Here is a 19,040-nt window from a genome sequence, read left to right as displayed (position 1 = left end):
CTTTTCAGCGGAGCCTTCGATTATGCACTGTTTTTTCAAACAACGTCAACTTTCGAAGACCTTTTTCTCAACCCACTCAATCAACTCCTAAGAGCCCGCCCCGAAGAGCCTGATCGCTGCAACATCTTGCGATGCGCTGTCAGCCGAGCCCTCGATTATGCACAGTTTTCGACACTTCGGTCAACGAACAGCAAACTTTTTATCGTTCCAAGCCGTTGCTCTCCTCAATAGAAGCAAGCTGTTTCCCTGGCGAGCACCTGGTACTACTAATAGAAGAGCGCCACATCAAGCCTTCTCACTTCCGTTCACTGGAACCGGCAATAAAAAAGCCGCCCAAAGGCGGCTTTTGATTCCAGCAGGTCGCTTGCTTATTAATAGTAGCGCGAGCTGTTCATGCGGCGCATTGCTTCGTACAGCGTGGGCATGCGCACTTCCTGCGAACGGGCGCTCATGCGGGCCAGGCCGTCGATCTTGGCGACGTCGGCGGCGTTCACGGTGCCTTGCTCCTGCTGGCGCCACATGGCGGCTTGCAGTTCCTGCATCACGCGCGGGTCGCTCTGAGCGGTCGCCAGGAAACGGGCGTCGGCACGTGCAGCTGCACGGCGTTGGGAAGCAGCGCGCAAGGCAGCGCCGATGCTGCTTTCGCGGACCGAGCCGGCAAACAGTGCGAACAAGGCGATCGCGGCGAGGCAGAACACGGTCCACACGGCGAGCAGGCCGCCTTCGTTCCAGTTGGAAACGAGCGAGTCGGTCACCACCAGCACGGCTGCGGCAATGGCGATGATCAGCAGGGCGATCAGCGGGCGGGCGCCATTGGCGCCGGCGCGTGCGGCCTGGATCTGGCCGAACAGGACTTCGGCGCGACGGACGCCGGGGTGGACGGTAGGTTGGTCAACGTGAACGAAGCTGGTCATGATGTGTCCCTCCTGAGGAACGGTGGTAATCAGTGGTGGCGAACAAGGCCGATGCAGTGATATTAGGGCTTACCCTAGTGCGTTTCTACTTTATCTTTCTGATGTTTATCATTCACATCACTGATGGACGTCAACTTTCGCACGCTTGATCTCAACCTGCTCCGCGTCTTCGACGAGGTGATGGCAGAGCGCAATCTCACACGCGCCGCCCGCAACCTGTCGATCACGCAGCCGGCCGTGAGCAATGCGCTGCGCCGCCTGCGCGAGGTGCTGGGAGACGAACTGGTGAAGCGCTCGGGCGCCGGGGTGGAGCCCACGCCCCGTGCCCTGGCTCTGTGGCCGACCGTGCGCGACGCCCTTCGCCAGCTGCAGCACACCCTGGCGCCTGGTGAATTCGACGCCGGCACGGCCGACACCACCTTCCTGCTGGCCATGGCCGATGCCACGGCCGCCGAGCTCATTCCCGGGCTGGTGCAGATCGCCGAAACCGAGGCGCCCGCCATCTCGCTGCGCGTGCTGCCGCTGACCACGCGCGACCCCCGCCGCATGCTCGAGCTGGAAGAGGTGGACATGGCCATCGGCTATTTCCCGGCGGTGATCGCCAGCCTCGCCGCGCGCGGGCAGTCCGGCGTGGGGGTGGCGTTCGAGACCCAGCGGCTCTACCTGGGTCAATATGTATGCGTGATGCGGCGGGACCACCCGCTGGCCAAGGCGCCCCTCACGCTGGACGACTACTGCGCGGCGCGGCACCTGCTGGTGAGTTTTTCGGGACGGCCCTACGGCTTCATCGACCAGACGCTGGGCGCCATGGGGCGCGAGCGGCGCATCGTGGTGACGGTGAATCAGTTCTTCACGGCGGGTCGGGTGGTGGCCAACTCGGACCTGCTGACCGTGCTGCCGCGCCACTTCGTGACCGTGACCGGCATCGACGACCAGTTGGTGCTGCGCGACCTGCCGTTCGACCAGCCGCCGGTGCACGTGGATGCCATCTGGCACCGGCGCGCCCAGCATGGGCACGCACATGAGTGGCTGCGCACGGCGCTGTTGCGCTCCGCAGCCGCGGCTTTCGCCGGCTCGGTCCTCGGGCAGAAGGTGCCCGATTGACCGAAAGGTGGATCAGCGGACGACGCTGAGCCAGGCGCTGGCAGCTGCGCGCAGTTCCTGCGCGTGGTGCGCACCGCGGCCGGCGCGCATGTCGGCGCTTTCCATCAGCGCGGCGGCATGGCTGGCCGGGGCGGTGGCGGTCGAGGAACGGAAGAAACGGGCCACTTGGGCGATGAGGCTGAACATGGTGTTGCGCGGCTTGTGGCCGTGCTCTGAGTGGTTGATGTTTCAAGAATAAGGGTTATCCCTAGTAAAACAAGCTCAACCTTATGCACTTCATGCATGGGGCAATTCACCTAGACTGCCCCGACGATGAAGCTGCAACTGCTGTCCGACCTGCACCTGGAGTCCCATCCCCGCTTCCATGCCGAGCCCGTCCCGGGCGCCGACATGCTGATCCTGGCGGGCGACATCGGCTCCTACCAGCAACGCTCCCGGCTGACCGAGACCGACTTCGGCCTGGGCCGCTTCTCGCCGCGCAACGGCTGGCCGACCCCGGTGATCTACGTGCCGGGCAACCACGAGTACGACAACCTCGACTTCGACGAGACCCACGACCGCCTGCGCTCCCTCTGCGAGGAGCTCGACATCCTCTGGCTCGAGCGCGAAACCCGCGTCATCGGGGGCATCCGCTTCGTCGGCACCACGCTCTGGGCCGACTTCGACGCGCTGGCCGAACCCACCGACAGCCTGGGCGAGGCGCTGAAGAAACGCGGCAAGGCGATGCGCGCAGCCGATTTCTACCTTGAAAAAGCAGCCACCATGCGTAACGGCAAGCTCTTCCTCGCCGAACAGCTTCGCGAGCAGGGACTGGCCTGCCAAGGCTGGCTCGCGCAGGCGCTGGCCGAACCTTTCGACGGCACCACGGTGGCCATCACCCACTTCGCGCCCAGCCTCGACAGCGGCGATCCGCGCTACGGCCTGACGCCCGGCACGGCCGGCTTCTGCAATGCGCTCGACGAGCTGCTGCCCCACGCCAGGCTGTGGCTGCACGGCCACCTGCACTGCCCGTCCGACTACGTGAAGAACGGCTGCCGCGTCGTGGCCAACCCGCTGGGCTATGCGCGAAACGGCGAGCAGGAAGGCTTCAAGCCCCACTTGCTGATCGACGTGCGCTGAACCGACGGCGCCACGCCCGGTAACACCGTAACGGCCGGCAACGTGCGCGCCGCGACCGCTGTGTAGACTGGTTCGAGACCATCTCACCGATGGAGGAGAGAGCGCCATGACGCAACAGCAAGAACAACGACGCACCTTCCTGAAACAGACCGCGGGCGCCGCCGCGGCCACCGGCCTGCTCGGCATCTGCTCGCGGGCGTTCGCCCAGGGTCCGGGGGACGGCACGGGGATGGGCACAGGTACAAGCACCGGCAAGGCCATGGGCCAGCTGTCGATGGCCGAGATGGCGCGCCGCCTCGCCGCCGGCACGCTCACCAGCAGCCAGCTGGTGGAAGAAGCACTGGCCGCCATCCAGAACCCCGCGGGCGAAGGCGCGCGCAGCTTCATCCGCGTGCACGCCGACACGGCCCGAAGCACCGCCGCGCGGCTGGACGCCGAACGCAAGGCCGGCCGCCCCGCCGCTTCGCCGATCGCCGGCATCCCGATTTCGCTGAAAGACCTGTTCGACGAAACCGGCATCACCACGCTCGGCGGCTCGGTCGTGCTGGCCGGCCAGCCGCCCGCGGCGCGCGACGCCATCGTGGTCGAGCGGCTGCGCCGGGCCGGCGCGATCATCGTCGGGCGCACCAACACGGTCGAGTTCGCCTACACCGGGCTGGGCGTCAACCCGCACTACGGCACGCCGAAGAACGTCTTCGACCGCGCCACCGGCCGCATCCCGGGCGGCTCCACCTCGGGCGGCGCGATCTCGGTGGCCGACGGCATGGCGGCCGGCGCCATCGGCACCGACACCGGTGGCTCGCTGCGCATTCCGGCCGCGCTCAACGGGCTGGTGGGCTTCAAGCCGACGCAGCGGCGCGTGCCGCTGGACGGCGTGATGCCGCTGTCGACCTCGTTCGACTCCGCCGGCCCGATGGCATGGACGGTCGAAGACTGCGCCCTGCTCGACGCCGTGCTGGCCGCCGAGCTGCCGCGCCCCTTGCGCGTGCTGCCGCTGCGGGGCCTGCGCTTCGCGGTGCCCAAGACCTTCTTCCAGGACGACCTGTCGCCGGCGGTGGCCGCGGCCTTCGCGTCGGCCCTGGCCAAGCTCTCGGCGGCGGGCGCCACGGTCACCGAGCTGCCGATGGCGGAGTTCGCGAAGGCGCCGACCATCAACCCGCGCGGCATGATCACCGCGGCCGAAGCCTTCACCTGGCACCGCGACTTCATCAAGAACGGCGCCGCCCGATACGACCCGCGCGTGCTCGCCCGCATCAAGACCGGCGAGACCATCAGCGCGCCCGACTACCTGCAGCTGCTGGCGCTGCGCCGCCAGTTCATCCGCTCGATCAACACCGCGGCCGCCGGCTACGACGCGATGCTGATGCCCACCACGCCCGACACCGCGCCGCCCATCGCCGAGGTGGTGAAGGACGACGACACGTACTACCGCATCAACGCCCGCATGCTGCGCAACCCCTCGGTGGTGAACCTGTTCGACGGCTGTGCGCTCTCGGTGCCCTGCCACGACGCGGGCACGGCGCCGGTCGGGCTGATGGTGGCCAGCATCGGCAACACCGACCACCGCCTGCTGGCCGTGGGCGCGGCGGTGGAAGCGGTGGTGACGCCGCGGCGCGCGCTCAGCAGCTGAGGCGCGGGCGCAAGCCGCTCAGCGCGCGGCAATGCCTTCGAAGCAGGTCGCGAGCACCAGCTCGACGATCTGCTCGTCCGTCTGCAGCCCGCCGGCCTTCAGGAAACCCAGCACCGGATCGCAGGCGCGCGCGAACAAGGTGTAGAGCACGGCGATGGCCGGCAGCTTCGGGTCGAGCGAGCCGTCGGCCTGCGCCGCCTGGATCCAGCCGCCGAGCTGGTCGCTGATGGTCACCAGGCGGTCGAGGTAGCCGCGGTTGTTCATCAGCGTGGCGCGCAGGGTGGAGTTCTGGTGCGGCAGCGACGGCATCTCGCCGGCCAGCTGCACCTGCATGGCCCAGCGCACCACGGCGCGCAGCTTGTCGACGGGCTTGTCCTGCGCCGGCACCGAGGCCAGGAAGTCGAGGGTGCGCTGCATGATGCGCACCATGGCCGCGGCGGCCAGGTCTTCCTTGCTGGGAAAGTGCTTGTAGAGGCTGGCCTTGGCGATGCCGACGGCGGCGGCCACTTCGTCCACCGTCATCGACTCGAAGCCCTTCTCGGCGAGCAGGCGGTTCGCGGTCTGCACGATGGCCTCTTCGCGGGCCTGCAGCATCTGTTCCTTGAACGAGGTCTTGGCGGGGGCAGTGGCACTCATGCGGAAATTCTAGTCTCGGGCGTCGCCAACCAGACGACGTGAACACCGAAATACCGGCCAGTCTTTTACAGACCGCCGAGTTCGTCCCGGCTGCTCGTGGCGATCAGCTCGCCCGGCTCTTCGACACCAGCCGGATGCCGGGCATCAGTTCGGCCGCGAGTTCGGGCCGCTCCAGCGCGTAGTCGAGGTTCATGCGTGCGATCTCGACGTGCTCCTCGCCCAGCGCCTGCGCCCGCGAGCCCTGCCCGCGCTCGATGGCCTGCACCATCGCATGGTGCGTGCGGTGCGCCTGGCGCATCCACTGCTGGCCCTCTTCCATCGACGACTGCATCGGCAGCATCGCGCTGGGCGCGGCGAAGGGCTGGCCGCCCAGCATGTCCATCACGCGCTTGAGCGCCAGGTTGCCGCAGCCGTCGACGATCAGCTTGTGAAAGCGGTCGTTCATCTCGACGTACGCCGCGTAGTCGTCGATTTCCATGCTGGGCTTGTTCACGGCGCGGTCGCCGTCGTCCAGGCACTCCTTCAGGTCGCGCAGCAGTTGGCGCGACGCACCGTCCTCGGCCAGCAGGCGCGCCGCGAAGCCTTCGATCACGCCACGCACGCGAATCGCGTCGGCCACCTCCTGCGAGGTGAAGCGGCGCATCTGGTAGCCGCCGCTGGGCGATTGCTCGATCAGGCCTTCGTGCTCCAGGCTGGTCAGGGCCAGCCGCACCGGGGTGCGCGAGGCGTCGAGCTTCTCGGCGAGCGGGATCTCGGCCAGCCGCTCTCCAGGCACGAATTCGCCCTTGAGGATCAGGTCGCGCAGTTGCACGAGCACGCGGGATTGTTGGGAGTCCATCGGGCGATTTTAGGAGACGCGCCCGGCATTGCACGCAGCCAATTTAGGCTGGCTCGGTTGTTGCATGCACTTGATGCAAGCAAGTGTGAAAAACACACGTCACAGTCAGCATTTACCCTGATAAAAGGCGTTGCAAGCCCCATTTCGGGGCAGATTGGCCGATGAAAGTTTGACCTGGATCGAGGATCACCAAGACAATGCATACAGTTGCATGCAATGGATGCAAGCCTCTTTCCACAGCACCCACGATGGAGCCCGCACGATGATCAGCGCAGAGCAGAACGATTTCCTCACCCGCGTCGGACCCGGCGCGCCCGCAGGCAAGCTGCTGCGCCGCTACTGGCAGCCGGTGGCCCTGGCCGACGAGCTGGCGGGCCCGCGCCCGGTCAAGCCGGTGAAGCTCATGGGGCAGGACTTCGTCCTGTTCCGTGACGAGAGCGGCCAGCTCGGCATGCTCGACCGCGACTGCCCGCACCGCGGCGCCGACCTGGCCTTCGGCCGGCTCGAAAACGGCGGCATCCGCTGCGCCTTCCACGGCTGGCTCTTCGACGCCAAGGGCAACTGCCTCGAAACCCCGGCCGAGCCCGCCACCAGCAAGCTGTGCAGCCGCATCAAGCAGTCGGCCTATCCGGTGGTCGAGAAAGCCGGCGTGGTCTTCGCGTACATCGGCGAGGGCGAGCCCCCGGCCTTTGCGGACTTCGACTGCTTCGTCGCGCCCGACAGCCACACCTTCGCCTTCAAGGGCCTGTTCGAGTGCAACTGGCTGCAGGCGCTCGAGGTGGGCATCGACCCCGCGCACGCCTCGTACCTGCACCGCTTCTTCGAGGACGCGGACACCTCGGAAAGCTACGGCAAGCAGTTCCGCGGCGCCTCCGCCGACTCCGACATGCCCATCACCAAGGTGCTGCGCGAGTACGACCGCCCCGACATCAGCGTGGAGCCCACCGACTACGGCTTTCGCCTGAAGGCGCTGCGCAAGCTGAGCGAAGACACCACCCACGTGCGCGTGACCAACGTGGTGTTCCCGCAGGCCTTCGTGATCCCGATGAGCGCGGAGATGACCATCTCGCAGTGGCACGTGCCGGTGGACGACACGCACTGCTACTGGTACGCCGTCTTCACCAGCTTCACCGGCCCGGTCGACAAGCAGCAGATGCGCGACCAGCGCCTGAAGCTCTACGAGCTGCCCGACTACACCTCGCGCAAGAACAAGCGCAACAACTACGGCTTCAGCATCGAGGAGCAGCTGACCGAGACCTACACCGGCATGGGCGACGACATCAACGTGCACGACCAGTGGGCGGTGGAGTCGCAGGGCGCCATTCAAGACCGCACGCGCGAGCACCTGGGCAGCACCGACAAGGGCATCATCGCCTACCGCCGCGTGCTGGTGAAGGCCATCGAGGCCACCCTGGCCGGCGAGACCGCGCCGATGCTCATCGACGCCGCGCAGGCCAGCGCCATGACCGGGCCGCCGTCCATCGACGGCATCGGCCACGTCAGCGACGAGGCCGCCACCGAGACCTACTGGCAGGAGGCCGACCGCGCGCGCCGCCTGAAGTCCGACTGGGCCTCGGCACGGCTCGCCGCCTGAGCCCCGCTCACCGCACGCACGCCATGAGCACCAAGAGCCACACATTCGTCGACCGCTTCGGTCTGTGGTCCGACGACCAGCACGCGCAGGCCAGGGAACTGGTGCGCCGCATCGACAGCGGCGAGGTCGACCTCGTCCGCTTCGCCTGGCCCGACCAGCACGGCATCCTGCGCGGCAAGACGCTGGTCGCCACCGAGGCGCGCTCGGCCCTGTGGGAGGGCGTGAACCTCACCTCCACCCTGCTGGCCAAGGACACCTCGCACAAGACCGTGTTCCCGGTGTTCAGCGCCAACGGCGGCTTCGCCATCGAAGGCCTGCAGGGCGGCGCCGACTTCACCATCGTGGCCGACCCCGCCACCTTCAAGGTGCTGCCGTGGTCGCCGCGCACCGGCTGGGTGCTGTGCGACGCCTACATGGCCGACGGCAAGCCCTGCCCCTTCGCCACCCGGCAGATCCTGCAGCGCGCGGTGCGCCAGCTCGACGCGCTGGGGCTGGACTTCATCGCCGGCCTGGAGGTGGAGTTCCACGTCTTCAAGCTGGAAGACGCGCGCATGGGCCTGGCCGACTCGGGCCAGCCCGGCGAGCCGCCGCGCGTGTCGCTGCTGTCGCACGGCCACCAGTACCTGACCGAGCTGCGCTACGACCGCGTCGACACGCTGATGGAGCTGCTGCGCTCGCAGCTGATTGCGCTGGGCCTGCCGCTGCGCTCGCTGGAAATCGAGTTCGGCCCGAGCCAGTTCGAGCTGACCTTCGGCCCCACCGCCGGCGTGACGCCCGCCGACACCATGGTGCTGCTGCGCAGCGCCATCAAGCAGATCTGCCAGCGCGCCGGCCTGCACGCCACCTTCATGTGCCGCCCGAAGATCCCCAACGTGATGTCCAGCGGCTGGCATCTGCACCAGTCGCTGCGCCGCAAGAGCGACGGCGTGAACGCGTTCATGCCCGAGGCCGAGGGCCAGCACCTGAGCGAGATCGGCATGCACTACCTCGGCGGCCTGAAGGCGCACGCCTGCGGCGCCGCGGCGCTCGCGAGCCCGACCATCAACGGCTACCGCCGCTACCGCCCGTTCTCGCTGGCGCCCGACCGCGCGATCTGGGCCAAGGACAACCGCGGCGCGATGCTGCGCGTGCTCGGCGGCGTGGGGCAGAACGCCTCGCGCATCGAGAACCGCGTGGGCGAGCCGACGGCCAACCCGTACCTGTACCTCGCGTCGCAGCTGTTCTCCGGCCTCGACGGCATCGGGAACCGGACCGACCCGGGCCCTTCCGCCGATGCGCCGTACGAAACGCCGGCCGAGCAACTGCCCCGCTCGCTCGGCGATGCGCTGGCCTGCCTGCGCCGCGACGAGATGCTCAACACGCAGATGGGCAAGACCTTCGTCGACTACCTCTGCCACATCAAGGAAGCGGAAATCGCCCGCTTCAACCTCGAAGTCAGCGAGTGGGAACACCGCGAGTACTTCGACATGTTCTGAACGAGCCTCCACAAGAATGCCCACGATCCACTACATCCTCAAGGACGGCACCACGCGCGAGGTCGACGCCAAGGTCGGCGCCAGCGTGATGGAGACCGCCATCCGCGGCAACGTGCGCGGCATCGACGCCGAGTGCGGCGGCTGCTGCTCCTGCGCCACCTGCCACGTCTACGTGGACGACGCCTTCATCGGCCTGCTGCCGCCGCCCGACGACATGGAGAGCGCGCTGCTCGAGGCCGTGGCGTCCGAGCGCCGGCCCGGCAGCCGGCTGAGCTGCCAGCTCACGGTCACCGCGGCCTTCGATGGCCTCACGGTGCACGTGCCCGATACCCAGGTTTGAAGCGCGGCTCGGGCATCATCGCCCGCGTTGCACATCCGGTTACACGACAGCAGCGCCCGAGGGGGCGCGTTCATTCCACCTGAAAGGCGTTTTCCCATGACGACGACGATGACCAAGAGAACCGTTCTCTCGACCCTGCTGCTGGCCGGCTTCGGCCTGCTGGGCGCCACGGCCCAGGCCGCCGACGAGCCGCTGCGCATCGGCCTCATCGCCACCTACTCCGGCCCCTACGCCGACTACGGCCGCCAGTTCGACGCCGGCATCGCGCTGTACCTGAAGGAGCACGGCGGCAAGGTGGGCGGGCGCACCGTGGAGATCATCAAGAAGGACACCGCCGGCCCCGCGCCCGACGCCGCCAAGCGCATCGCGCAGGAGCTCATCGTGCGCGACAAGGTGAGCGTGCTCACCGGCCTGGACTTCAGCCCCAACGCCTACGCCGTGGGCGCCATCGCCACGCAGGCGAAGATCCCGACCATCGTGATGAACGCCGCCTCCTCGGCCATCACCACCAGCTCGCCTTATGTGGCGCGCCTGTCATTCACCGTGCAGCAGGTCACCGACCCGATGGCGCGCTACATGCTCAAGGAAGGCATCAAGGACGCCTACACCGTGGTCGCCGACTACGCCTCGGGCGTGGACGCCGAAACCGCCTTCAAGAAGACCTTCACCGCCGGCGGCGGCAAGGTGTCGGGCGAGGTGCGCACGCCCATGAACAACCCCGACTTCTCGGCCTACGTGCAGCGCATCAAGGACGCCAAGCCCCAGGCCGTGTTCTTCTTCTTCCCCTCGGGCGTGATGCCGCCGGCCTTCCTGAAGGTGTGGAAGGAGCGCGGCATGGAGCAGGCCGGCATCAAGCTGTACGCCACGGGCGAAGCCACCGACGACAGCTACCTCGACGCCACCGGCGACGTGGCGCTGGGCCTGGTCACCAGCCACCACTACTCGTTCGCTCACCCCTCGGCCAAGAACCAGAAGTTCGTGAAGGACTTCGCGGCCGACAACGGCGCCAAGCTGCGCCCGAGCTACTTCGCCGTGACCGCCTATGACGCCATGGCCGCCATCGACCTCGCGCTGGCCAAGACCAAGGGCGACACCACCGGCGACAAGTTCATGGACGCGCTCAAGGGCCTGAGCTTCGAGAGCCCGCGCGGCCCCATCGAGATCGACCCGGCCACGCGCGACATCGTGCAGACCGTGTACATCCGCAAGACCGAGCGCGTGAACGGCCAGCTGGTGAACGTGGAGTTCGACAAGTTCGACCGCGTGAAGGACCCGGCGAAGGAAGCCGCCGCGGCCAAGTAACCGGGACACCTTCCGTCCGCCAGCCAGCACGCAGAAAGCAGCAAGCAGGAAATTCATGGGCATCGTGATCTTCGATGGAGTGGCCTACGGCATGCTCCTGTTCCTCATCGGCGTGGGCCTGTCCATCACGATGGGGCTCATGAACTTCGTCAACCTCGCGCACGGCAGCTTCGCGATGGTGGGCGGCTATGCGGCCAGCGTGCTGATGAACCACTTCGGCCTGGGCTTCGGCCTGTCGCTGGCGGCGGCCTTCGTGGCGGCGGCCGTGGTGGGCGCGGTGCTGGAGTTCGCGTTCTACCGGCGGCTGTACCGCGCGCACCCGCTGGACCAGGTGCTGCTGTCGATCGGCGTGGTGTTCGTGTCGATCGCGGCCTTCACCTACTTCTTCGGGCCGACGATGCAGCCCTTCACGCTGCCGCCGGCGCTCGACGGCCAGGTGTCGCTGCTGGGCCTGGAGGTGGGCCGCTACCGCCTGTTCCTGATCGTCTGCGGCGTGGCCGTCCTGGTTGCGCTGCTGCTGGGCCTGGGCAAGACGCGCTACGGCGCGATGGTGCGCGCGGCGGTGGACAACCAGCGCGTGGCGGGCGGCACCGGCATCCACGTGCAGCGCCTGTTTTTCCTGACCTTCTCGCTGGGCTGCGGCCTGGCCGGCCTGGGCGGCGCGCTGAGCCTGGGCATGCTGGGGCTGGAGCCGTCGTTCCCGCTCAAGTACCTCGTCTACTTCTTGATGGTGGTGTGCGTGGGCGGCGCGGGCACCGTCACCGGGCCGTTCATCGCGGCGCTGCTGGTGGGCATCGTCGACGTGGCCGGCAAGTACTACCTGCCCGAGGCGGGCGCCTTTCTCATCTATGTCTTCATGATCGTCATGCTGCTCGTGCGGCCCAACGGCATCGTCGCGAAGAAGGGGCTCGCATGAAAGCGCTGGCCGTTTCCCCCGCGCAGCTGCGCATCGCGGAAGCCGCCTTCTGGCTCGCGCTGGCGTCGTGCTTCTTCCTGCTGCCCGACAAGCTCACGCTGATGAGCCAGGTCATGATCTTCGGCCTGTTCGCCGTGTCGCTCGACATGGCGCTGGGCTACGCGGGCATCCTCACCGTGGGCCACGCGGCCTTCTTCGGCGCGGGTGCCTATGCGGCCGGCCTGCTCGCCAAGTACGGCTGGAGCGAGCCCTTCACCGGCCTGCTGTTCGCGCTCGCGGTGTGCGGCGTGCTGGGCTACGTGCTGAGCTACCTGGTGGTGCGCGGCGCCGACCTCACGCGGCTGATGATCACCATCGGCGTGTGCGTGCTGCTGTTCGAGGTGGCCAACCGCCTGTCGGGCATCACCGGCGGCACCGACGGCCTGCAGGGCGTGGTCATTGCACCGGTGCTGGGCTTCTTCGACTTCGATCTCTACGGCAAGACCGCCTTCTGCTATGCGTTCGGCGTGGTGCTCGCGATGTTCCTGCTGGTGCGGCTGGTGCTGCGCTCGCCCTTCGGCCTGGCGCTGCGCGGCATCCACGACAGCCGCAAGCGCATGCTGGCCATCGGCTCGCCGGTGGAAGCGCGCCTGCGCATGGCCTACGCCTTCTCGGCCGCGGTGGCCGGCGTCGCGGGCGCGCTGCTGGCGCAGACCACGCAGTTCGTGGGCATCGAGTCGATCGGCTTCAACCGCTCGGCCGAGGTGCTCATCATCCTGGTGCTCGGCGGCACCGGGCGCCTGTACGGCGGCGTGATCGGCGCCATCGTCTACATGCTAGTGCACGACTGGTTCGCCGACATGAACCCGCAGTACTGGATGTTCTGGCTCGGCATCTTCCTGATCGCGGCGGTCATGCTGGGCCGCGGCGGCATCATGGGCGCGCTCTCGCGCCTGGTTCGCACGGGAGGCAAGGCGCGATGAGCGGCTCGACCACGCACACGCTGCGCACGCGAAACCTGGGCATCCACTTCGGCGCCTTCCATGCCGTGAGCGAGGTCGGGCTGTCGCTCGAACCCGGCGCGCGGCAGGCGCTGATCGGCCCCAACGGCGCGGGCAAGACCACGCTGATCAACCTGCTCACGGGCGTGTTCAAGCCCACCAGCGGCAGCATCCACATGGGCGATCGCGACATCACGCGCCTGTCGAGCGACAAGCGCGCGCGCATGGGGCTGGCGCGCACCTTCCAGATCAACACGCTGTTCCCCAGCCTCACGCCGCTCCTGTCGGTGGTGCTGGCCATCAGCGAGCGCGAAGGGCTGGGCGCCACCTGGTGGCGGCCGCTGAAGGGCTGCACGGCGGTGTTCGACGAGGCGCATGCGCTGCTGGGCACGCTGCGGCTCGACAGCCTGGCCGACGTGCCCGTGGCCGAACTGGCCTACGGCAAGCAGCGCCTGCTGGAGATCGCGCTGGCGCTGGCGGCCAAGCCGCGCATCCTGCTGCTCGACGAACCGGCCGCCGGCGTGCCGGAGGACGAGAGCGGCGAACTCTTCGAAGCCATCGCGGCGCTGCCGCAGGACATCAGCGTTCTGTTCATCGAACACGACATGAAACTCGTCTTCCGCTTCTCGCGCCGCATCTCGGTGCTGGTGGGCGGACGCATCCTCACCGAAGGCACGCCCGCCGAGATCGGCGCCGACCCGCGCGTGCGCGAGGTCTACCTGGGAAGCTCGCACCACCATGGCTGAAACCGCCAAGCCCGCACTCGTTTTCGACGGCGTCACCGCCGGCTACGGCAACGCCGTGGTGCTCAACCGCCTCGGCTTCTCGCTGCAGCAGGGCGAGAGCCTCGCCATCCTCGGGCGCAACGGCGTGGGCAAGACGACGCTGCTAGAGACGCTCATGGGCAACACCCGCGTGATGCAGGGCGCCATCCGCTGGCAGGGCGAGGACATCACGCGCTGGCCCTCGCACCAGCGCGTGCGCGCCGGGCTGGGCTGGGTGCCGCAGGAGCGCGAGGTGTTCCCCTCGCTCACCGTCGAAGAGAACCTCACCGTCATCGCGCGCTTCGGCGCCTGGAACCTGCAGCGCGTGTACCAGTTCTTTCCGCGCCTGCGCGAGCGGCGCGGCAACTACGGCAACCAGCTCTCGGGCGGCGAGCAGCAGATGCTGGCCATCGGCCGCGCGCTCATGACCAACCCCAGGCTGCTGCTGCTCGACGAGCCGATGGAAGGCCTCGCGCCGATCATCGTGGAGGAGCTGGCCGCGGCGATCCGCCGGCTGTGCGAATCGGAAGGCCTGGCCTCGGTGGTGGTGGAGCAGCACCCGGTGCTGGCGCTGGAGATGACGCACAAGGCCATCGTGCTCGAACGCGGCACCGTGGTGCATGCCGGGCCGAGCGCGGCGCTCGCGGCGGACCGGGGCCTGCTCGAAGGGCTGCTGGGCGTGGGGATCGCGCAAGACGCGACCACGGACGTGGCCGAGGGCGTGGCCGGCTGAAACGGCTTCGGTCTCACGTCTCAGGCCCGGGGTTGCCGCCCCAGCCGCTTCGCACAGACCGAGAAGCGCCACGCGGCAAGGCACGCGACGACGAAGGCCACGGCCCAGGACATCCACAGGCACGCGAAGAGGATGAAGGCCACGCTGATGTCCGCCAGGTGCGTCCAGAACGACGGCGGATCTGCCGGCAGGTGCTCCAGGAAGGCCTGGATGCTCCACCACACGCCGAGCGGCACCGCGGCCACGCACAAGGCATGGCCGAGGCTCGCGCCCAGCGCGCCGATGCGGCCCCGCGAAACGGCCCGCTGCCACAACAGGAAGGCCGCCAGGGCGAGCGCCGCACAGCTCCCGAAGCCGAGAAGCAGGAGGCCGTTGAACAGCGGGAAGTCGAGGTCCATGGGCGTGCACTGTACCGGCGCACCCCCGCCGCAGAGCGCGGCCCTTGCCAAGGTATCCGCAGACGCTCCCCGGGGGAGCACCGGCTCAGCTCAGCATCTGCCCGCGGCTGCCGATCACCGCCACGTCCACGAACTGCCCGCCTTCGCGGTTGGTGCGGCCGTAGTGGATCTTCAGGCCGCCGAGGTCGAAGTTCTCGATGCTCGCGAGCCCCGACATCACCGACGCGCGCGTGAGCGTGCCGCCCGCGCGGCGCATGCCTTCGGCGAGCACGGCGGCGTCGATGTAGCCCTCCAGGCTGGGCAGCGAGAACTCCTTGACGCCGCTGGCCAGCATGTCGGCCTGGTAGCGGCGCACGATCTCGAACTTGGTCGAGTACGGCGACGGCACCACGATCACGAAGCCCAGGCCCTTGGCCAGGTCGCCCATGGCCGCGAGCGCGCTGGCCGTGATCGACAGGCCGTAGGCCGAGCTGCTGTTGCCCGCCTCGCGCAGCGCCTTCAGGAACACCGGCGCCGTGCCGGCCAGCCCGACCACCACCACCTGGGGCTTGGCCTTGGCGATGGCGGCGGCCGCGGGGCCCACTTCCATGCTGGTGGTGTTGGGCGTGGTCGCGATGACCGCGGGCTCCAGCTTGGCCTTGGCCAGCGCGTTCTTGAAGGCCGCCAGCACCGACTGGCCCAGCGGATCCTCCGAATGCACGAGGCCGATGCGGGTCTGGCCCAGCACGGCGGCCGTGCTCACGAGCTTGTCGACTTCCTGGTCGTAGTTGGCGCGCACCCAGAAGGTGTTGGGCGAATTCTTCTTGCGCAGCGAGATGGTGCCGGTGTTGGGGCCCACCACGGCCATGCCGGGCACCGCGTCCATCACCTCCGAGGTCTGGCGCGTGCCCAGCGGATGCAGCAGCGCGAGCACCGCGCTGTCTTTCTCGAAGGCCAGCGCATTGGCCTTGGCCACGTCGGGCTTGAAGGTGTCGTCGGCCATCACGAGCTCGACCTTGGTGCCGTTGATGCCGCCGGCCTTGTTCAGCGCCGCGAAGAATGCGCTCGAACCCTGGAACAGCCCCTGCCCGTTGGCCTTCTCGACACTGCTGTTGTCGAAGGTCGCGCCGATGCGCACCGAACGTGCCTGCGCGAACGCCGGAAACCCCAGCCCCGCGGCGGCCGCGGCGGTGGCCAGCCCGGTCAATGCGCGGCGGCGGCTGGTGGAAAGCGGCGAAAGCGCAGAGATGGACTCGCGCGGCACGGGAACGGTCATGTCGAAGTCTCCAGGGGCCTCAAGGGGCAGTGACAAAAGTTTACATTTCTACCGGAAATGTAATGCACTAACCCCCTCCGGAGATGACAAAGCGCGCCCGCCGGTAGGCTGCCTACAACAGTTCCTCGCCCACGATGGGCAGCAGCAGCCAGTTCTTGAAGCGCAGCCAGAGGAACTCGCCCGGCTCGTCCTCGTGCACGATGTCGCCGCCGGCGTCGTCGTACTCCAGCCACTGCACGCGCCGCCCGTCGGGACCCAGGCGCAGCCGGTAGCCGAGGTTGACGCGGTCGCCGGCCATGAGCTTGTCGTAGTCCTGCACCAGTTCCGGGCTGTCGATGACCAGGCCCATCTCGGTGTTGACCGCGGCCGAGCGGTGGTCGAGGTTCATCGAGCCCACGAAGAAGCGGTCGTCGTCGATCACCGCGAGCTTGGCGTGCAGCCGGCTGATCGACTTGCCGAAGTCGCCGAAGCGCCCCGAGCGGCCGGTGAGCGTGGGCGCGATCTCGTAGATGGTGACGCCGATCTTCAGCATGTCGGCGCGGTAGCGCTCGTAGCCCGCATAGGCCAGCGGCTCGTCGGTGGCGCCCAGCGAGTTGGTGACCACCGTGATGCGCCCGCCGCCCTCGATGGCCTTCTTCATCATGGCCATGCCGTGCGCGCCCGGAATGAAGTACGGCGAGCCGATCTTCACTTCGCGCCTGGCCGAGTTGATGACATTCAGCGCGCCCTCGGTCACGCTGCCTTCGTAGGCGGCGTCGGGCTTGCGCGTGATCTTCTCGGGCGAGTCCACGAACAGCGTGGACGGCGCCCAGTAGCGCCCCACGTTGCCGGTGATGAGCTCCTGCCCCACCGGCGGCCTGTTGAGCACGTCGCGCTGGTGCATGGCCACGTCGGGCACGGCCGTGCGCGCGATGGCGTCGAAGCGCTTCTGCGCCTCCTCCACCGGCAGGCGCTGCGGCGCGACCTGCTCGATGGGGCGCACGTGCTCGCTGTTCCAGTAGCGGTCGAAGCCCTCGGACATCTGGCGCACCACCGGGCCGCTGGACAGCACGTCCATGTCGATGAAGTTCGCCGCCGTGCTGCGCATGAAGTACTCGTTGGCGATGTTCCGCCCGCCCGACACCGCGAAGCTGTTGTCGGCCACCAGCAGCTTGTTGTGCATGCGGTGGTTGATGCGGCCGAAGTCGGTCAGAGAGAACAGGAGCCGCGCCGACAGCGAACTGGCGCGCGAGGGCAGCGGGTTGAACAGGCGCACCTCGATGTTGGGGAACGCCGACAGCGTGCTGAACACCTCGTCTTCGCCGCCGGTGTACAGGTCGTCCACCAGCAGCCGCACGCGCACGCCGCGCGCGGCGGCCTCGCGCAGCTCCTTCAGGAACAGCAGGCCGACGTCGTCCTTCTGTATCAGGTAGTACTGCACGTCGAGCGACTTCTCGGCGTGGCGGGCGAGCGAGATGCGCGCATCGAACGCGAAGGCCGCCTCCGGCAGCAGCCGGAAGCCCGACAGCGCCGTGGAGCCGCCCGGCGTGCCCTTGGCCGCGAGCTGCGCCAGTTCGGTTTGTGACACGTCCGTGGCGGAAAGCGCAGTGACCACCGGCATCGGCCGGGGCGGCGGCAGGCTCGCGCAACCGGCCAGCCAGAGGGTGGCTGCGCCCAGTGCCAGGGCGGCTGTTCGGCGGAAGTTGGCGGCGCGCATGGCCCGAACTGTAGCTCGCGGCGGCCCGGAATGGCGGCCTATGATCGGCCCGCAAAAAAGGAAAAGAAGCGTGCTCAACGGCTTGTGGCTTGGTTTCTTCGGGATGGCGGCGCTCGCGGCGCTCGCGCGGTGGCTCGTCGGGGGCGACCCGGGCGTGTTCGCGGCGCTGGTCGAGAGCCTGTTCACCATGGCGCGGCTGGCGGTCGAGGTGATGGTGCTGCTGTTCGGCACGCTCACGCTGTGGCTCGGTTTCCTGCGCATCGCCGAGGCGGCGGGGCTGGTGGGCTGGCTCGCGCGGCTGCTGGGGCCGCTCTTCCGGCGCCTGATGCCGGGCGTGCCCGCCGGGCACCCGGCGCTCGGGCTCATCACCATGAACTTCGCGGCCAACGCGCTGGGGCTGGACAACGCCGCCACGCCCATCGGCCTGAAGGCCATGCGCGAGCTGCAGCGGCTCAACCCCGACCCGGTGACGGCCACCAACGCGCAGATCCTGTTCCTGGTGCTCAACGCTTCGTCGCTGACCTTGCTTCCGGTCACCATCTTCATGTACCGCGCGCAACAGGGCGCGGGCGACCCGACGCTGGTGTTCCTGCCGATCCTGCTGGCCACCAGCGCCTCGACGCTGGTCGGGCTGCTCACGGTGGCGCTGGCGCAGCGCCTGCGGCTGTGGGACCCGGTGGTGCTGGCCTACCTGCTGCCCGGCGCGCTGCTGCTGGGCGGCTTCATGGCCTTGCTGGGCACCCTGTCGGCGGCGGCCATCGCGTCGCTGTCGTCGCTGCTGGGCAACCTCACGCTGTTCGGCGTGATCGTGGGGTTCCTGCTGGCGGGGGCTTTCAAGCGCATCAAGGTCTACGAGTGCTTCGTCGAAGGCGCGAAGGAAGGCTTCGACATCGCGAAGAACCTGCTGCCGTACCTGGTCGCCATGCTGTGCGCCATCGGCGTGCTGCGTGCGTCGGGCGCGCTGGACTTCGTGCTTCACGGCCTGCGCTGGCTGGTGAGCGCGGGCGGCTTCGACGCGCGCTTCGTCGACGCCATGCCCACCGCGCTGGTCAAGCCGTTCTCGGGCAGCGCGGCGCGCGCGATGCTCATCGAGACCATGAAGAGCCAGGGCGTCGACAGCTTCCCCGCGCTGGTGGCCGCCACCATCCAGGGCAGCACCGAGACCACCTTCTACGTGCTGGCGGTGTACTTCGGCGCGGTCGGCATCCAGCGCGCGCGGCATGCGGTGGCCTGCGCGCTGCTGGCCGAGCTGGCGGGCGTGGTGGCGGCCGTGGCGGTGTGCTACTGGTTCTTCGGATAGGTGGCGGGGCCACTGCCTTTTCACCGGCTTGCGGCCCGATCGATGA

The 19,040-nt window shown here is 68.4% G+C and carries 19 protein-coding genes; 12 read left to right on the top strand and 7 right to left on the bottom strand.

Going from position 1 to position 19,040, the window contains the following annotated elements; translation table 11 throughout:
- Positions 1 to 371: 371 nt before the first annotated feature.
- Positions 372 to 914, bottom strand: a complete 543-nt coding sequence (locus BM004_RS34275; protein WP_093220218.1) for a hypothetical protein — start codon at positions 912 to 914, stop codon at positions 372 to 374.
- A 123-nt stretch (positions 915 to 1,037) separates the two neighbouring features.
- Here BM004_RS34275 and BM004_RS34270 point away from each other — a divergent pair, with 123 nt between their 5' ends.
- A complete protein-coding gene (locus BM004_RS34270) occupies positions 1,038 to 2,018 on the top strand; it encodes a LysR family transcriptional regulator (RefSeq protein WP_093220215.1) in 981 nt (326 codons plus the stop codon).
- Between the two features lie 12 nt (positions 2,019 to 2,030).
- Here BM004_RS34270 and BM004_RS41655 read toward each other — a convergent pair whose 3' ends face one another.
- Positions 2,031 to 2,204, bottom strand: a complete 174-nt coding sequence (locus tag BM004_RS41655) for a hypothetical protein (RefSeq protein ID WP_165941317.1) — start codon at positions 2,202 to 2,204, stop codon at positions 2,031 to 2,033.
- A gap of 126 nt (positions 2,205 to 2,330) precedes the next feature.
- On the opposite strand from BM004_RS41655, the gene BM004_RS34265 reads away from it, so the two are divergent.
- Positions 2,331 to 3,137 carry a metallophosphoesterase gene (locus BM004_RS34265; protein ID WP_093134710.1) on the top strand — a complete coding sequence of 269 codons (807 nt, stop codon included), beginning with the start codon at positions 2,331 to 2,333 and terminating at the stop codon, positions 3,135 to 3,137.
- A 106-nt stretch (positions 3,138 to 3,243) separates the two neighbouring features.
- Positions 3,244 to 4,767 (top strand): amidase, encoded by a 1,524-nt coding sequence (locus BM004_RS34260; protein WP_093220212.1) that lies wholly within the window; start codon positions 3,244 to 3,246, stop codon positions 4,765 to 4,767.
- 18 nt (positions 4,768 to 4,785) lie between these two features.
- Here the strand turns inward: BM004_RS34260 and BM004_RS34255 are convergent, their stop codons facing one another.
- Positions 4,786 to 5,403 (bottom strand): TetR/AcrR family transcriptional regulator, encoded by a 618-nt coding sequence (locus BM004_RS34255; protein WP_093220210.1) that lies wholly within the window; start codon positions 5,401 to 5,403, stop codon positions 4,786 to 4,788.
- A 103-nt stretch (positions 5,404 to 5,506) separates the two neighbouring features.
- Positions 5,507 to 6,241, bottom strand: coding sequence for a GntR family transcriptional regulator (locus BM004_RS34250; protein WP_093134702.1), 735 nt, complete (start codon positions 6,239 to 6,241; stop codon positions 5,507 to 5,509).
- A 262-nt stretch (positions 6,242 to 6,503) separates the two neighbouring features.
- Here BM004_RS34250 and BM004_RS34245 point away from each other — a divergent pair, with 262 nt between their 5' ends.
- The 8 genes from BM004_RS34245 to BM004_RS34210 all read left to right on the top strand — a co-directional run bounded on the left by BM004_RS34245 (position 6,504) and on the right by BM004_RS34210 (position 14,345).
- Entirely contained in the window at positions 6,504 to 7,835 is a 1,332-nt protein-coding gene (locus BM004_RS34245; protein WP_093220207.1) for an aromatic ring-hydroxylating dioxygenase subunit alpha, read from the top strand.
- A 23-nt stretch (positions 7,836 to 7,858) separates the two neighbouring features.
- Positions 7,859 to 9,310, top strand: a complete 1,452-nt coding sequence (locus BM004_RS34240) for a glutamine synthetase family protein (RefSeq protein WP_093220205.1) — start codon at positions 7,859 to 7,861, stop codon at positions 9,308 to 9,310.
- 16 nt (positions 9,311 to 9,326) lie between these two features.
- Positions 9,327 to 9,650, top strand: a complete 324-nt coding sequence (locus tag BM004_RS34235) for a 2Fe-2S iron-sulfur cluster-binding protein (RefSeq protein ID WP_093134695.1) — start codon at positions 9,327 to 9,329, stop codon at positions 9,648 to 9,650.
- A gap of 108 nt (positions 9,651 to 9,758) precedes the next feature.
- Positions 9,759 to 10,952 (top strand): ABC transporter substrate-binding protein, encoded by a 1,194-nt coding sequence (locus BM004_RS34230; protein WP_256220178.1) that lies wholly within the window; start codon positions 9,759 to 9,761, stop codon positions 10,950 to 10,952.
- Between the two features lie 55 nt (positions 10,953 to 11,007).
- The gene (locus BM004_RS34225; protein ID WP_093220202.1) at positions 11,008 to 11,868 is read left to right on the top strand and encodes a branched-chain amino acid ABC transporter permease; all 861 of its coding nucleotides are present in this window, start codon (positions 11,008 to 11,010) and stop codon (positions 11,866 to 11,868) included.
- Entirely contained in the window at positions 11,865 to 12,830 is a 966-nt protein-coding gene (locus BM004_RS34220) for a branched-chain amino acid ABC transporter permease (protein ID WP_093220200.1), read from the top strand. Before BM004_RS34225 ends, BM004_RS34220 begins: the two co-directional genes overlap by 4 nt.
- A complete protein-coding gene (locus tag BM004_RS34215) occupies positions 12,827 to 13,594 on the top strand; it encodes an ABC transporter ATP-binding protein (protein ID WP_093220198.1) in 768 nt (255 codons plus the stop codon). Before BM004_RS34220 ends, BM004_RS34215 begins: the two co-directional genes overlap by 4 nt.
- Complete coding sequence (locus BM004_RS34210; protein ID WP_093134682.1) at positions 13,587 to 14,345, top strand: ABC transporter ATP-binding protein; 759 nt, start codon at positions 13,587 to 13,589, stop codon at positions 14,343 to 14,345. The genes BM004_RS34215 and BM004_RS34210 overlap by 8 nt, the downstream gene beginning before the upstream one ends.
- 20 nt (positions 14,346 to 14,365) lie before the next feature.
- Here BM004_RS34210 and BM004_RS34205 read toward each other — a convergent pair whose 3' ends face one another.
- The 3 genes from BM004_RS34205 to BM004_RS34195 all read right to left on the bottom strand — a co-directional run bounded on the left by BM004_RS34205 (position 14,366) and on the right by BM004_RS34195 (position 17,694).
- Complete coding sequence (locus BM004_RS34205) at positions 14,366 to 14,743, bottom strand: hypothetical protein (protein ID WP_093220195.1); 378 nt, start codon at positions 14,741 to 14,743, stop codon at positions 14,366 to 14,368.
- Between the two features lie 85 nt (positions 14,744 to 14,828).
- Positions 14,829 to 15,998 carry an ABC transporter substrate-binding protein gene (locus BM004_RS34200; RefSeq protein ID WP_093134677.1) on the bottom strand — a complete coding sequence of 390 codons (1,170 nt, stop codon included), beginning with the start codon at positions 15,996 to 15,998 and terminating at the stop codon, positions 14,829 to 14,831.
- 112 nt (positions 15,999 to 16,110) lie between these two features.
- A complete protein-coding gene (locus BM004_RS34195; RefSeq protein ID WP_093220192.1) occupies positions 16,111 to 17,694 on the bottom strand; it encodes a phospholipase D family protein in 1,584 nt (527 codons plus the stop codon).
- 70 nt (positions 17,695 to 17,764) lie between these two features.
- Between BM004_RS34195 and BM004_RS34190 the strand changes: the two genes are divergently transcribed.
- Complete coding sequence (locus BM004_RS34190; protein ID WP_093134672.1) at positions 17,765 to 18,994, top strand: nucleoside recognition domain-containing protein; 1,230 nt, start codon at positions 17,765 to 17,767, stop codon at positions 18,992 to 18,994.
- Positions 18,995 to 19,040 lie beyond the last annotated feature (46 nt).

The sequence above is a fragment of the Variovorax sp. OK212 genome (assembly GCF_900112425.1).
Classification (GTDB): Bacteria; Pseudomonadota; Gammaproteobacteria; order Burkholderiales; family Burkholderiaceae_C; genus Variovorax.
The sequence above is the reverse complement of the archived record's forward strand: the minus strand, read 5'-3'. Positions and strand labels throughout refer to the sequence as shown.